Source organism: Variovorax sp. LARHSF232 (genome assembly GCF_052871435.1).
On sequence record NZ_JBIXJS010000006.1, the window covers coordinates 99162 to 113191 of the forward strand.

The window sequence follows — 14030 nt, forward strand, 5'->3', positions numbered from 1 at the left end:
CGCGTCAGCGCACGATTAGCACCGGTACGCTGCAGGCCGCCAGCACCTGGGTGGCAACCGAGCCCAGCACCAGGTTCTTCAGCGCGTTCTGGCCGTGCGAGCCCATCACCACCATGTCGAACTTGCCCTCCTCGGCGTACCTGGCGATCTCGCCGGCCGGATGACCCACCTTGTGTTCGTAGCTCGCCTCGATGTCGTGTTGCGCGAGAAAGGCGCGGATGGGATCGAGCACCGTGCGCGCCTCGTCCGCGTAGTAGGTGTGCACCACGTCCGGGCCGGCGAAGGCGGCCGCCCGGTGCGGCACGGCCAGCACCGCGTTGAGCACGGTGAACTGGTTGTCGCCACCAAAGGTACTGGTGTGCTGGACGATGTAGTCCAGCATTCGGCGGGAGTAGTCGCTGCCGTCGACGGCCAGAAGTATCTTCATCTCATGTTCCTTTTTTCCTTGCGGATAGGGCGATGTTCCATGGGCGCGTCGCCGGCCGCCTTGACCTGCATCAAGCGCGCGGCCGCAGCCCGCGGCGCCGGGGTTTGACCTGGCGCAAGGTGCCCCGTCCGGGCCGCGCCAAGAATCCTGCAACCTCCCGCGCCTGCCCGGCGAGAGCCCTTCAACAGCATCGGCCAGATAAGGACCCATGTCATGTACAGCAAGATTCTGGTGCCGCTGGACGGCAGCCACACCGCCCAGCGCGGCCTGCGGGAAGCGATTCGCCTGGCCAAGGAGCTCAAGACGCCGGGCCAGTTGCGCCTTTTGCATGTGATCGACGATTTCCCGATCCTGATGGAGATGTCCACCGTCGTCAGTTTCGAGAAGTCGATGCAGGCGCTGCGCGAGTTCGCGCGGCAGATGTTGGACAAGGCCAAGTCAGTGGCCCTGGCCAGCGATGTCGAAGCCCAGATCAGCCTGCGCGAAGTGACGAAGGGTCGTATTGCCGACGCGGTGATCGCCGAAGCCAAGGAGTCGGGCTGCGATCTCATCGTGATGGGTACGCATGGCCGGCGCGGCTTCAGCCGCGTGGCGCTGGGCAGCGATGCCGACATGGTAGTGCGCGCGAGCCCGATCCCGGTCCTGCTCGTGCGCCATGCCCACGACGCCGAATGAATGAATGCCACGCAACATCACCGCCAAGCGGATCGCGCCGGGCTACGTGGACACCGCCATGTTCGCCACTGGAGACGCTACTGGTCAACGGCGGCAAGTACATGGCATGAGACAAGGAGATACGCGATGAGCAAGATTTTCTGGTGGTCGTTTTTTCCTACTCCGGAACCTGCACCCGTCTCGCCAAGCTGTTGTGCAGCCAGCAACCGGACTGGCAGATGGGCGAAATCCGCCTGGCGCAGACGCGCACCGGCAACGCCGGCTACTGGCGCTGCGTGCTCGACTCCGTCCTGCGCCGGCAGCCGCTCGTCCACTACGAGGGCCCCTTCCCGCGCGACTTCGAAGCAGTCGTGCTGGTGTCGCCGATCTGGGCCTTCAGCCTGGCCGGCCCGATGCGCAGCTTCATCACCACGCGGCGCGAGCACCTGCCGGACGTCGCGGTGATCTCGGTCATGGGCGGCGCGGGCGCGCCCAACGCGGTGGCCGAGGTGGCGCGGCTGATCGGCCGCGCGCCGGTGATGCGCACGGCTTTCACCATGGACTCGGTGGAAAACGGCAGCTGCGAGCAGCGACTGCGCGACTTCGGCAACGCGCTGCGCGCCGCCGAAGAAGCCAAGCATGACGCCCAGCCGGATGGGCTGGCGCCGCAGGCGGCCTGAGATGACATGCGCCGGCCCAATCCGGACGCTGCTGCACACCCTGATGTTCCTGGGCCTGCTCGGCTCTCTTTGTGCCAGCGTCGCCGCACAGCCGCTGCTGCCTCCGGGCACCTACGCCAGCGGTGGCATCAGCAGCGAAGGTCGAGCGGAAATGCGGGCCATCCGCAGCCTCTACAGCCTGCATCTTGCCTTTGCCCAGGCGGGCACCGGCGGCTACATCGCGGGCCTGGCGGTGAGCCTGCAGCATGCCGGCCAGGCGCGCACCACCTTGGTCTGCCAGGATTGCGGCCCGCTGGTCTACATCGCCCTGGCACCGGGCAGCTACACCGTGATCGCAACCTGGGAAGGCGTTTCGCGCAGCCAGACAGTCCGGGTCGGTGCCACGCCGACGCAGGCCGTGCTGTATTGGCCAGCACCACCGCGCGGGGCGGAGGTCATCCGAGCCGACCCTGCCGAGGCGATGTAGCGCGGCAATCGACACATGCAGTCCAGCATGAGAACCATTCTTCTTGCGGCGACGTCCATCCTGTCGCGTGCCGCGAAACTGCTGACGGATGAGGACTGGCGGGCCGTCTCGCCCGCCGTTCCCGTTGCCGACCTGGTGGGCATCGCGGTCGCGCCCCACAGGCATTGCGCCAGATCAAGGCGCTACGCACCGTGCGATCCAAGAATGTGGTCTCCCACGGAAAGGAAGTCACGATGAAATCCGATCTCAACCTCAAGAACGACGTGATGGCCGAACTGGACTGGGACCCCGTCGCCAGAAGCACCCCGGTCGGCGTCATCGTCCAGGACGGCGTGGTCACGCTGACCGGGCACCCCGCCAGCTACGCGCAGAAATACGCGATCGAGCGCGCCGCGCAACGGGTCAAGGGCGTGAAGGCCCTGGCCGTGGAGATGAGCGTCAATTTGCCTGGCGACCTCGAGCGCACCGACGCCGAGATCGCGCTGGCCGCCGAGCGTGGCCTCGAATGGTATGTGCTGGTGCCCGACAACAAGATCCGCGTGATGGTCGAGGACGGCTGCGTCACGCTCAGCGGCCAGGTCGAATGGCAGTACCAGCGCCAGGCCGCGGAAGACTCCGTGCGCCACCTCCTCGGGGTCAGGAGTCTGGCCAACCAGGTGGTGGTCCGGCCCAAGTTCACCCCGGCCGACGTCGAGGCGAAGATCGAAAGCGCGCTGCAGCGCCAGGCCCAGCGCGAGGCCCGCAACATCGAGATCCTGGCCAACGGGTCCCGGCGCGCACCGAGGAGGTCGCGCGTTGCGTGGTGTTCCTGGCGGCCGACGAGGCTGGCTTCATCAGCGGCATCACGCTGCCGGTCAACGGCGGCAAGCACATGGCCTGAAGAGGCGTTCCGAGAGGTTGATCCATGAGCAAGATCCTGGTGATCTGCTATTCCTATGCCGGCACTTGCCTGTACCTGGCGCGCGAGCTGTGCAGCCTGCAAGGCTGGCACAGGGGCGAGATCACGCTGGCGCGCCCGCGCGGCGGCAAGCTTGGCTACTGGCGCTGCGTGCTCGATTCGCTGCTGAGGCGAACGCCGGAGATTCGCTACAACGGTGCGCCACCACTCAAGTACGAGGCCGTGGTGCTGATCTCCCCGATCTGGGCGTTCCGCCTCGCCAGCCCCATGCGCAGCTTTGTCACTCGGCGCCGCGACCATCTGCCGGAAGTGGCGGTGATCTCGGTGATGGGCGGCGCGGGCGCACCCAATGCCGTGGCCGAGGTCGGGCAGTTGCTCGGCCGCGCGCCGATCCACAGCGCCGTCTTCACCATGCAAGAGGTGGAGCAAGGCGATTGCCGTGCGCGCCTGCGGTCCTTCGCCGGCGAACTGCGCAATGCGCTGGACTCGAAGCGGCGCGCGCCGCCGGCGGGCCTGTCGCCGCAAGCGATCTGAAGAGAAGGAGCACGCACCATGACCCGCGAACGACGGCTCAGCAACGAGGAGCGCAACGCCCTGGCCCGGCGCCTGCAGCTCATGAGACGACAGGTGCTGGACGAACTGGCGGGACCGACCGCTCCCGTTCAGCCCGAATCCTGGGCCGGCGCTGGCGAGGTCCACACCCACGCCGACCAGGCCGAGGCCGAGCGCGAGCAGGATCTGCGCTTCGCCGAGGCCGCGATCGACCGCGCCCGCCTGCAAGCCATCGAGCAGGCGATCCAGCGCCTGGCCGATGGGCGCTACGGCATCTGTATCGACTGCGGCCAGGAAATCGCCCGTGATCGCCTGCTGGCGCAGCCCTTCGCGATCCGCTGCGCCGCCTGCCAGGCGGCGATGGAAGCGGCCCCTGGACCGCGTTGAAGCATGGCGCGCCGGCGACTACCATCGCCGGCGTGAGCACTCCCAACATCCACCTCGCGGTTCTCGACGACGAGCCCGACATCACGCAGCTCCTGGCGGGCTATCTCGCCACGCACGGCTTCCGGGTCAGCCAGGTGCATAGCGGCAGCGCCCTCATGGCGCTGATGGCAAGCGACACCCCGCAGCTGGTGCTGCTCGACCTCGGCCTGCCCGGCGAGGACGGCTTTGCCATCGCGCGCCAGCTGCGCGAGCACTGGCGCTGCGGCCTGGTGATCGTGACCGGCCGCGGCGACTCGGTCGACAAGGTGGTGGGCCTGGAGGTCGGCGCCGACGACTACGTCACCAAGCCCTTCGAGCTGCGCGAACTGCTGGCGCGCATCAAGGCGGTGCTGCGCCGGCTCGCGCCGCCGGTGCCGGCAGCGGCGCCGGTATCAGCAGCGAAGACGGTGCTGCGCTTTGCCGATTGGCAACTTGACACCGCGGCGCGCCGGCTGCTCGACGCGCGCGGCGAGGAAGTGGCGCTGACCGCCGGCGAGTTCGACCTGCTGTGCGCCCTGGCCAACCACCCGGGCCGCGTGCTGTCACGCGACTTCCTGCTGGAGCACACGCGCGGCCGCGATGCCGGCCCCTTCGATCGCACCATCGACGTGCAGATCGGCCGCCTGCGGCGCAAGATCGAGAGCGACCCCAACAACCCGCAGATCATCAAGTCGGTGCGGGGCGCCGGCTATGTCCTGGTGCCGAAAGTCGAGGCCGCCTGATGACACCTGGGCCATCCCTGCCGGGCATGGACAGCGGAGCGGTATTCCGCTCGCTGTTCGCCGCCTACCCCGATGCGCTGCTGCTGGTCGACCGGCAGGGCGTCATCCGCCTGGCCAATCCGATGGCGGTCGAGCTGCTCGGCTATGCGGCGGCGGAGCTGGAAGGCCTGCCGGTCGATCAGCTGGTACCCGACGCGATCCGGCCGCGCCATGCGGCCTACCGGCAGGCCTACGCGACCCAGCCGCGTGCCCGGCCCATGGGCACGCAAATCGACCTGGTGGCGCGGCGCCGCGACGGCAGCGAGGTGATGGTCGAGATCGCCCTGAGCCCCCTGCAGGACCACGGCCTGCCCTACGTGGTCGCCGCGATCCGCAGCGTGGCCGAGTACCCGCGCGTCAAGCAGGCGCTGCAGCGCGCGCGCTACGCCGAGCACGTGGCCCAGTTCGGCCGGCTGGCGGTGGACGCGCCGGACACGCAAACGCTCATGGCGCGAACGCCGGCGCTCGCGGCCGAGGCGCTGCAGGTTGAGATGGCCAAGATCCTCATGCTGGAGCCCAACGGGCGCGAACTGCGCATCTCCGCGGGCATCGGCCTGCTGCCGGAGGAAGCCGTTGGCGACCGCCTGGCGATCGAGCCGGGGTCGCCGGCCGGCCACGTGGTGGCGCAGGGCCGTCCGGTGCTGGTGAGCGGCGACGGGCAGGAAGGCGGCTTTGCGATGGCGGCGCCGTACCGGCGTGCCGGTTTCGTCTGCGAGCTTTCGGTGCCGCTGTCCGACCGCGGGCGCACCCTTGGCGCCCTGACCGTGCGCTCGCGCACGCCGCGGCGCTTCGGCGAGGACGAGGTGCGCTTCCTGGAGTCGCTGTCCAGCATGCTGGCCACGGTGCTCCAGCGTAGCAGCAGCGAAGAGGCGCTCCAGCATGCGCAGCGGCTCGAATCGGTGGGCCAACTCACCGGTGGCGTGGCGCACGACTTCAACAACCTGCTGACCGTGATCTCGGGCAACCTGCAGGTGCTGGAGGACGCGCCGGCCTACGCGCAGGATCCGCTGGTGCGCCAGGTGGTGAACGCCGCCTCCCGCGCGACCCGGCGCGGCGCCGAGCTCACCGGCAAGCTGCTGGCCTTCTCTCGGCGGCAGGTGCTGCAGCCGGCCGTGGTCGACACCCTGGCCCTGCTGAACTCGCTCACCGACATGCTGCGGCGCACGCTGGACCAGCGCCTGACGATCAGCCTCGACGCGCAAGCCCTGCATTGCCTGGCCGACCCGGTGCAACTCGAGTCGGCCCTGCTGAACGTGGCCATCAACGCGCGCGACGCGATGCCGCAGGGCGGCACGCTTGCGATCACGTGCCGCGCGGTGGACACGCTGCCGGCCGTGCCGGCCCCCGAAGGACCGGCGGCGCCGGCCGCCGGCGGCTACGTCGCGATCGCCATTTCGGACACCGGCGTCGGCATGCCCGAAACGGTCCGCGAGCGCGCCTTCGAGCCCTTCTTCACCACCAAGGAGGCCGGCCGCGGCACTGGCCTGGGCCTGTCCACCGTCTACGGCTTCGCCACGCAATCGGGCGGCACCGTGGCCCTGGACAGCAGCCCCGGCGCCGGCACCAGCGTGACCCTGTACCTGCCGCGGGTCGACGCGCCGGCCGCGATCGGCACGCCACCCGAGGGCGCGCGGCCCGGCCGCGTGCCTCCGGGCCTGCGGGTGCTGCTGGTGGAAGACGACACCGAGGTGCGGCAGGTCGTGCAGGCCTTCCTGGCCGCCATGGCCTGCGAAGTGATCGACTGCGCCAGCGCGGACGACGCACTGGCCGTGCTGGACTCCGACACCCCGGTGCACCTGCTGCTCAGCGACATCGTGCTCGGCGCCGGCATGCGCGGCACCGAACTGGCCGAGGTGGCACGGGCCCAGTTGCCGGGACTGCCGGTGCTGCTGATGTCGGGCTATTCGAGCGATCTGCTGGAGGGGCCGCACGAATGGGAACTGCTGTCCAAGCCCTACACCCGCGCCGACCTGGAGCGGGCGATGCTGCGGGTGCTGGGCGCTGCTTCTGCCTAGCCTGCTAGTGGCAGGCCGCGCCCAGCGGCTGCGTGCTTGCCGCCTGGATGAAGTGCGTCAGCGCCTCGACCTGCGGGATGTGGATGTCGCGCCGGGCCTTGTCGGTGAAGCGGATCACGTCGCCGCGGGCCAGCCGCGACAGCGCGCGGCTGACCGATTCGAGCGTCATGCCCAGGTAGTTGCCGATCTCGGCGCGCGTCATGCGCAGGGTGAACTGGTCGGTGCGCAGGCCGCGCTGGTCCAGGGCGTCGGCCCAGTAGCGCAGGAAGCCGGCCACGCGCGCGTCGGCCGGCAAGGTGCACAGCGACAGCAGGGAGTCGTGGTCGCGCGTCAGCGCCCGGCTCATGGCGCCGTGCAGGGCCGTGAGCAGGGCCGGCGTGCGCAGGCCGGCCTGCAGCAGCGCGTCGTAGCGGATCGACCAGACCTCGCCGGTGTCCATGGCCACCACGTCGCAGCCGTAGTGGCCGCTGGCGATGCCGTCCAGCCCCATCCAGTCGCCCTTGAAATGCAGCGCCACCACCTGCTCGCGCCCTTCGCCGGACAGGTTGACCATCTTGAAGAAGCCGGTGTTCACCACATAGAGGCAGCCGAAGTCCTGGCCCACCCGGTACACCGTGTCGCCCGCGTGCACCAGGCGCTTGTGGATCGGCAGGCTCTGCTGGAGCAGCTGCAGCATACCGGCAATGCTGCCGACGTCGACGTTCCATGACGCGGTGGCTGGGGTCGCTTCGTTCATCGCTGGCTCCTGGTGGGAATGGACGCAAGCGTAGAAAGCCACCGCAACTGGCCGGCGACAGTTCCCCGGTGTTGGGTAACAGTGCGTGAATAGTTTGTGTCCACAGTGTTTCTTGCCTCGGAAGCGAGCGTCCTTTGATGGCGATCAAGAGGTCGGCCGGCCGAGTGCCTACCGTTGCGTACGTGCACTCCCCTCATTCATCATCTTCGTTGCGCCGGCTGCCCGACTGGCCGCCGGCGGTCGCCAGCATCCTGGCCTTGTTCGAGGCCGCCCGGCGGGTCCGCGCCGAGCTGCGTGCGCGCCCCTCCTACCAGCCCCTGCGCGGGAAGAACCTGGCGCTGCTGATGGCATGCCCGCCCGGCCCCGAATCGGCACTGCTGCAGGCAGCCGCCATCCAGCTCGGTGCCCAGGTGGCGCTGGTGCGTTACAGCCATCACGCCGACGCCCAGGCGCGCGACATCGAGGCGCTGGCCGGCGCCCTTGGGCGGATGTATGACGCGATCGACTGCGAATTCTTGCCGGCGCTGGTGCCGCAGCGGATCGCCCGCTGTGCCGGCGTGCCGGTCACCGAAGGCCTGGGCGGCGAGCAACACCGCGTGTGCGCCCTGGCCGATCTGATGACGCTCTACGAACACCCGCTGCCGGCGCAAGCGCCGCTGTCGGTCTGCCTCCTCGGCGACGCGGACAGCCCGCGCGCCCGAGTCTTCCTGACCGCAACACGCGACCTTGGCTTCGACGTCCTGGGCACCGACGCCGGGCGCGAGGCCTGCGAGGACGCCACCTTCGTGGTCGACGCGACGCAGCCCGCACGCTGGCCGCTGCAGGCACGCGGCGTCGAACTCGACGACGCTCGCCGCGCCGACAACCACCTGCGCCTGGTCCAAGCTGCGCTGCTCGCGGAAATGGGCGAGCTGCACGGCTGACGGGCCAGCCGCCTACTTGCACTTCTCGTGCATTGCCTGCATGCGCTGGCGCATCTCCGGCGTCATGGATTTCATGTGCTCCTGCATCATCGCTTGCTGTTCTGCGGAGGGCTTGCCACTCATCATCTGCTTGTGCTTTTCGCACATGGCTTGCGTGTCCATCGCGCCCATGTCCGCGTGAGCATGGGCGTCGCTCTTCTGAGAAGCAGCGGCACAGCCGGTCAGCACGACGACCAAAAGCGCAGATGAAACCAGGGGCGCTACGCGTGAAATGAGCTTCATGGGACTTCCTTTACGGTTGACTGTGGGACATGGAATGCCGGAGCTCCACATTACGGGTGCGCCAACCCAGCCCATTGACATGCATCAATGTGAGCTGAACCCCATGCAATCTATTTCGCCGCCTCGATGGCGGTGACCATGTACGTGCCGTCTTTCTTCTCGGCCGTGAAGCACACGTTGTCGCCTTGCTTCGGGCCTTGCATCAGCTTCGGGCCCGCAGTTGATGCAGCTCAAGTTCCCGCTCTGCCGCTGGCCCATGCTGCGGTTGGTTTAGGAGCCCACTATGGACCAGCAGCACGCACGCCCTTCTTTCTGGAAGACACCCTTGGGAGTCGTCTCGACCCTCATCGCCGTGGTCGCGAGCATCTATCTATGGGTCGCACACAAGGACCACATGCTGGCGCTGCTTCCCTTTGCATTCCTGGCCGCGTGCCCGTTGATGCACATCTTCATGCACCGCGGACACGGCCACGGCGGCCACGCACACGGCGAGAGCCGGGACGACGATGGCCCGCGCAACGGCTAAGGCCGCCGAGCTCGCCTCAGGGCTCGGCGCCATTGTTCTGGGCGCCGGCCTGGCCTTGCTGGTGCCGAACGTCCTTCGCGGATTCGCAATCCCCATCCTCGTGGCCGGCATCCTGGTTCACGGGACGGGCATGACCCTCAAACACCGCCTGGAAGCTGTCGAGCGCGAGCCCCTATGGTGGGAACGAGCGCTCTTCTGGCTGTGCTGGGTGTGTCTGGCCGGCTTGGTTGCCTGGTTGTTCGTCCGTCTGTATACGGCCTGAGCCCGTTCGCTCGACGGGTTCTCCTGGTGATGGTGCTCGAGCGAGGCGAGCCGCACGCGGTGCACGCAGACCCCCCGCCCGTCGGGGTTGTCGCGGGCATGGCTTGGGTTCAGCGGCACCGCGTCGACGCCGGCGGCTTGATGCCGATCAAGGGGTCGACCCGCCGGCCTGCGCAAGATGGCCGCCAGACTTCGGAGCGATCCACTTGACCATCCGCCACCTCGATCGATTGCTTTCACCCGCCTCGGTGGCGCTGTTCAGCGCCTCCCAGCGCGCCGGCAGCGTGGGCGCCACCGTGTGGCGCAACCTGCGCGCCGGCGGCTTCCAGGGCCCGGTGTGGGGCGTGAACCCGAAGCACGCGCAACTCGATGGCGTGCCCCTCTACGCCAGCGCCGCGATGCTGCCCGCTGCGCCGGAGCTGGCCGTCCTGTGCACGCCGCCAGCCACCATCGCGCCGCTGGTGGCGCAGCTGGGCGCACTGGGCACGCGCGCGGCGGTGATCGTGACCGCCGGGCTGGATGCCGCGCAGAAGCAGGCGACGCTGGACGCCGCGCGCCCGTACCTGATGCGCCTGCTGGGCCCCAACTGCATCGGCGTTCTCAACCCGCACATCGGCCTGAACGCCAGCTTCGCGCATGCCGATGCGCTGCCCGGCGAGGTGGCGTTCGTGTCGCAGTCGGGCGCGCTGGTCACGGCCATGCTCGACTGGGCGCGCAGCCGCGGCATCGGGCTGTCGCGGCTGGTGTCGCTGGGCGAGCACTGCGACGTCGACTTCGGCGACTTGCTCGATCACCTGGCGAGCGACGCGCAGACCCGCGCGATCCTGCTGTACATCGAGTCGGTCGAGGCGCCGCGCAAGTTCATGTCGGCGGCCCGGGCCGCGGCGCGCAACAAGCCGGTGATCGTGGTCAAGGCCGGCCGCGCCGGAAACGGCCTTGCCGCCGCAGCCTCGCACACCGGGGCCCTGGCCGGTTCCGACAAGGTGTACGACGCGGCGATCCGGCGCGCCGGCATGCTGCGGGTGGACACCTTGCAGGAGCTCTTCGGCGCGGCCGAGACCCTGGCGCTCTTTCGCGGCAACCAGAGCGAGACGCTCACCATCATGACCAACGGCGGCGGCGCCGGCGTGATGGCGGCCGACGCGGCGGCGCGCGAGGGCGTCACGCTGGCCGAACCGAGTCCCGAACTGCTGCACCGGCTCGATGCGGTGCTGCCGCCCAACTGGTCCCACGCCAACCCGGTGGACATCATCGGCGACGCGCCGCTGGAGCGCTACACCGCCACCCTCTCGGCGCTGCTGACCGACCCGGCCGCGGGCGCGGTGCTCTTCATGCATGCGCCCACCGCCATCGTGCGCAGCGACGACATCGCGCGCGCCTGCCTGCCGCTGGCGCGCCAGGCGGCGCCGCGCGTGATGGGCTGCTGGCTGGGCGACGCGGCGGTGGCGCCGGCGCGCCAGCTGTTCGAGGCGGCGCGCATCCCCGACTACGCCACGCCGGAAGAGGCGGTGCATGCCTTTGCCATGCTGCAGACCTACCGGCGCAACCAGCGCATGCTGATGGAGGCCCCGGCCGCCAGCGGGAACGCGCCGCCCGACGGCGCCGCCGCCCGCCGCCTGTTGGATCAGGCACGGGCCGAAGGCCGCGAATGGCTGGACGAGGAGGAAGCCAAAGCCGTGCTGCGCGCCTACGGCGTGCCGGTGGTGCGCACGCTGGCCGTGGCGGCCGACACGAAGGCAGTGCTGGCCGCGGCCGCCGAACTGGGCTATCCGGTCGCGCTGAAGATCCGCTCGCCCGATATCACGCACAAGTCGGACGTCGGCGGCGTCCGACTGGGCCTGTCCGACCCCGACGCGTTGGCGCAGGCGGTGGTCGCGATGAAGCAGGCGGTGGCCGCTGCCCGGCCGCAGGCGCACGTTGCCGGCTTCACCGTGCAGCCGATGGCGCAGCGCCCGCATGCCCGGGAACTGATCGTCGGCGCCAGCGTCGACGCGGTGTTCGGCCCGGTGATCCTGTTCGGCCAGGGCGGCACGGCGGTGGAGGTCTTGGCCGACAGCGCCGTCGCCCTGCCCCCGCTCAACCGCAGCCTGGCGCGCGAACTGGTGTCGCGCACCCGCGTGGCACGCCTGCTGGATGGCTGGCGCGAGCATCCGCCGGCGCAGATGGAGGCGCTGTACGACGTGCTGATCGCCGTCTCGCAACTGCTGGCCGCGCAGCCGCTGCTGGCCGAGCTGGACATCAACCCGCTGTGGGCGGACGAGGCCGGCGTGCTCGCGCTGGACGCCCGCATCCGGGTGGCCCGCGAGCCGGTGTCGGGCGCGCAGCGCTTTTCGATCCTGCCTTACCCCGACGAGTGGGTGCGCCGGCTGGACTGGCGCGGCCGGCCCGTCACCGTGCGGCCGATCCGTCCGGAGGACGAGGCGCAGCACCTGCTGTTCCTGCAGCGCATCGAGCCCGAGGACATCCGCATGCGCATCTTCCAGACCCGCCGCGAGTTGCCGCGCAGCGAACTGGCGCGGCTCACCCAGATCGACTACGACCGCGAGATGGCATTCATCGTCGAGGCCCTCGACGCGCAGGGCGAAGTCGAAACGCTGGGCGTGGGCCGAACGGTGAGCGACCCGGACCAGGTGGAGGCCGAGTTCGCCCTGCTGGTTCGCTCCGACCTCAAGGGCCGGGGCCTGGGCTCGCTGCTGCTGGGCCTCTTGATCGAGCATGGGCGCTCGCGCGGCATTGCACGGCTGGTGGGCGTGGTCCTGCGCGAGAACACGGCAATGCTGCAGCTGGCGCGGGCCATGGGCTTTGCCGACGACGGCAGCGAGCCGGTGGCCTCGGACACGCGACGCGTGGTGCTGGCGCTGACCTAGGCTTGATGCAGGGCTCGCGTCCAGCACGCATGCAGCGCCGCGGCATCGGTCGGCTCCCGCGCATCGACCACGATGCAGGCTGCCAGTTCCCGGGCGTCCAGCGCCTCGTGGAAGGCAAACTGGCGCTCGAGCACGGCCAGGTCTGCTTCCGACGCATCGCTGCGTCCGGTATCGCGCGCGGCTACGCGGTGGCGCAGCAACCGGGCATCGGCCCGCAGGTCCAGGATGGCGAAGGGCACCCGCAGGGACGCGGCCAAGGCGCGGAAGGTCGCCCGCTCGGCATGCCGCAGAAAGGCCGCGTCGACGATCACCGGATAGCCGGCCAGCAGGGAGGCGCGTGCCGCATCGGCCAGCCGCGCGAACGTGCGCCGGGTTGCCTCGGGCGTGTAGATGTCCAGCTCCTGGCCGGTCGAGCGCTGCAGGGCGCCCAGGCCGAACAGGCGCTTTCGTTCCACATCGGAGCGGATGCGGATCGCGCCGGCCGCTTCCAGCAACTGCCCCGCCACCGTGGACTTGCCCGCGCCGGAGAAGCCATGGGTGATCAGCAGGCGCGGGCCGCCATCCGCGCCGCGGGCGATCTGTTCGGCACAGGCCAGGTAGTCGGGCTCGCCCGCCGCGACATCGGCGCCCGCCTCCTGGCGCCGCAGGCACCCGACCAGCGCGCGCACGAGGGCCCGGTACACCTCGTAGAAGCGCAGCACCGGCAGGCCTTCGTAGTCGCCGCTGTGCTGCAGGTAGATGTCGAGGAATCGGAACGCCAGGTCGGCGCGGCCGTGGGCCTTCAGATCCATGGAGAGAAAGGCCAGGTCGCTCATCACGTCGATCCAGCGCAGCGCCGGATCGAACTCGACGCAGTCGAAGGGCAGCAGTTCGCCCTCCAACCGCACCACGTTGGCCAGGTGCAGGTCGCCGTGGCACTCGCGCACCGATGCGCCGCGCTTTCGTTGCAGCCAGGTCATGTGCAGGTCTTGCGCGCGCTCGCGAAGCCAATGCTGCAGGGCCGCCAGGCGCACGCCGTCGCAATGGGCCTCCCCGAGCCGGCCGAGCGTCTCCAGCGCAATCCGCTCGATCTCCTCGGGCGCGCCGAAGGTCGACAGCTCGGGCGCCACCGACGCAGCGCCATGAAAAGCCGCCAGGCGCACCGCGAAAGCGTCGAATTCGGCCAGGCCCAGTCGGCCCGACTGCAGCAATTCGCCGAGCAACGCACCTTCCGAAAAGCGGCGCATGCACACCAGGTAGTCGATCGCTTCGCCCTCCCCGCCGATGCGCGGCCGCGCGCGGGTGCCGCAGACAGGCTCCACGCCAAGGTAGAGACCGCGCGCCAGCGCCCGGTTGAGCCGCAATTCCTCCTCGCAGAAATGCCTGCGCGCGGCAAGCGCGCTGAAGTCGACGAAAGGCAGGCGCACCGGCTTCTTCAGCTTGTAGGCCAGCGCGGGGGTCAGCAGCACCCAGGAGAGGTGAGTCTCGACGAGCGCCACATCCTGTCCCGACTCGGCCTGGAGGCGCTTGCGCAGCGCCGCGACGAGCGTTCTATCGATGTTCTGCGCAGCCATTCA

At 69.7% G+C, this 14030-nt stretch carries 16 protein-coding genes; 12 read left to right on the plus strand and 4 right to left on the minus strand.

The window, feature by feature from the left end; translation table 11 throughout:
- Nucleotides 1–4: 4 nt before the first annotated feature.
- Entirely contained in the window at nt 5–427 is a 423-nt protein-coding gene (locus ACIPRI_RS16540) for a universal stress protein (protein WP_446622555.1), read from the minus strand.
- 213 nt (nt 428–640) lie between these two features.
- Here ACIPRI_RS16540 and ACIPRI_RS16545 point away from each other — a divergent pair, with 213 nt between their 5' ends.
- The 8 genes from ACIPRI_RS16545 (at nt 641) to ACIPRI_RS16580 (ending at nt 6879) form a co-directional block, all read left to right on the plus strand.
- Entirely contained in the window at nt 641–1102 is a 462-nt protein-coding gene (locus tag ACIPRI_RS16545) for a universal stress protein (RefSeq protein ID WP_446622556.1), read from the plus strand.
- Between the two features lie 143 nt (nt 1103–1245).
- Complete coding sequence (locus tag ACIPRI_RS16550; RefSeq protein ID WP_446622557.1) at nt 1246–1761, plus strand: flavodoxin family protein; 516 nt, start codon at nt 1246–1248, stop codon at nt 1759–1761.
- A gap of 1 nt (nt 1762) precedes the next feature.
- Nucleotides 1763–2227 (plus strand): hypothetical protein, encoded by a 465-nt coding sequence (locus ACIPRI_RS16555; RefSeq protein WP_446622558.1) that lies wholly within the window; start codon nt 1763–1765, stop codon nt 2225–2227.
- Between the two features lie 233 nt (nt 2228–2460).
- A complete protein-coding gene (locus tag ACIPRI_RS16560; protein WP_446622559.1) occupies nt 2461–3135 on the plus strand; it encodes a BON domain-containing protein in 675 nt (224 codons plus the stop codon).
- Nucleotides 3132–3659, plus strand: coding sequence for a flavodoxin family protein (locus tag ACIPRI_RS16565; protein WP_446622560.1), 528 nt, complete (start codon nt 3132–3134; stop codon nt 3657–3659). Before ACIPRI_RS16560 ends, ACIPRI_RS16565 begins: the two co-directional genes overlap by 4 nt.
- A gap of 18 nt (nt 3660–3677) precedes the next feature.
- Nucleotides 3678–4064, plus strand: a complete 387-nt coding sequence (locus ACIPRI_RS16570) for a TraR/DksA family transcriptional regulator (RefSeq protein ID WP_446622561.1) — start codon at nt 3678–3680, stop codon at nt 4062–4064.
- A 32-nt stretch (nt 4065–4096) separates the two neighbouring features.
- Nucleotides 4097–4825, plus strand: a complete 729-nt coding sequence (locus ACIPRI_RS16575) for a winged helix-turn-helix domain-containing protein (protein WP_446622562.1) — start codon at nt 4097–4099, stop codon at nt 4823–4825.
- On the plus strand, nt 4825–6879 hold the full coding sequence (locus ACIPRI_RS16580) for a PAS domain S-box protein (RefSeq protein ID WP_446622563.1): 2055 nt from the start codon (nt 4825–4827) through the stop codon (nt 6877–6879). The genes ACIPRI_RS16575 and ACIPRI_RS16580 overlap by 1 nt, the downstream gene beginning before the upstream one ends.
- 4 nt (nt 6880–6883) lie before the next feature.
- Here ACIPRI_RS16580 and ACIPRI_RS16585 read toward each other — a convergent pair whose 3' ends face one another.
- Nucleotides 6884–7615 carry a Crp/Fnr family transcriptional regulator gene (locus ACIPRI_RS16585; RefSeq protein ID WP_446622564.1) on the minus strand — a complete coding sequence of 244 codons (732 nt, stop codon included), beginning with the start codon at nt 7613–7615 and terminating at the stop codon, nt 6884–6886.
- Between the two features lie 164 nt (nt 7616–7779).
- Here ACIPRI_RS16585 and ACIPRI_RS16590 point away from each other — a divergent pair, with 164 nt between their 5' ends.
- Nucleotides 7780–8538 carry a hypothetical protein gene (locus ACIPRI_RS16590; protein ID WP_446622565.1) on the plus strand — a complete coding sequence of 253 codons (759 nt, stop codon included), beginning with the start codon at nt 7780–7782 and terminating at the stop codon, nt 8536–8538.
- Between the two features lie 12 nt (nt 8539–8550).
- Here ACIPRI_RS16590 and ACIPRI_RS16595 read toward each other — a convergent pair whose 3' ends face one another.
- Nucleotides 8551–8820, minus strand: a complete 270-nt coding sequence (locus ACIPRI_RS16595; protein WP_446622566.1) for a hypothetical protein — start codon at nt 8818–8820, stop codon at nt 8551–8553.
- Between the two features lie 283 nt (nt 8821–9103).
- On the opposite strand from ACIPRI_RS16595, the gene ACIPRI_RS16600 reads away from it, so the two are divergent.
- From ACIPRI_RS16600 to ACIPRI_RS16610, 3 genes are all read left to right on the plus strand, one after another.
- Complete coding sequence (locus ACIPRI_RS16600; protein WP_446622567.1) at nt 9104–9346, plus strand: DUF2933 domain-containing protein; 243 nt, start codon at nt 9104–9106, stop codon at nt 9344–9346.
- On the plus strand, nt 9327–9608 hold the full coding sequence (locus tag ACIPRI_RS16605; RefSeq protein ID WP_446622568.1) for a hypothetical protein: 282 nt from the start codon (nt 9327–9329) through the stop codon (nt 9606–9608). Before ACIPRI_RS16600 ends, ACIPRI_RS16605 begins: the two co-directional genes overlap by 20 nt.
- A 205-nt stretch (nt 9609–9813) precedes the next feature.
- Nucleotides 9814–12474, plus strand: coding sequence for a bifunctional acetate--CoA ligase family protein/GNAT family N-acetyltransferase (locus tag ACIPRI_RS16610; RefSeq protein ID WP_446622569.1), 2661 nt, complete (start codon nt 9814–9816; stop codon nt 12472–12474).
- Here the strand turns inward: ACIPRI_RS16610 and ACIPRI_RS16615 are convergent.
- Nucleotides 12471–14027 carry a bifunctional aminoglycoside phosphotransferase/ATP-binding protein gene (locus ACIPRI_RS16615; protein ID WP_446622570.1) on the minus strand — a complete coding sequence of 519 codons (1557 nt, stop codon included), beginning with the start codon at nt 14025–14027 and terminating at the stop codon, nt 12471–12473. The two genes, ACIPRI_RS16610 and ACIPRI_RS16615, sit on opposite strands and share 4 nt — an antisense overlap.
- Between the last annotated feature and the right edge of the window lie 3 nt (nt 14028–14030).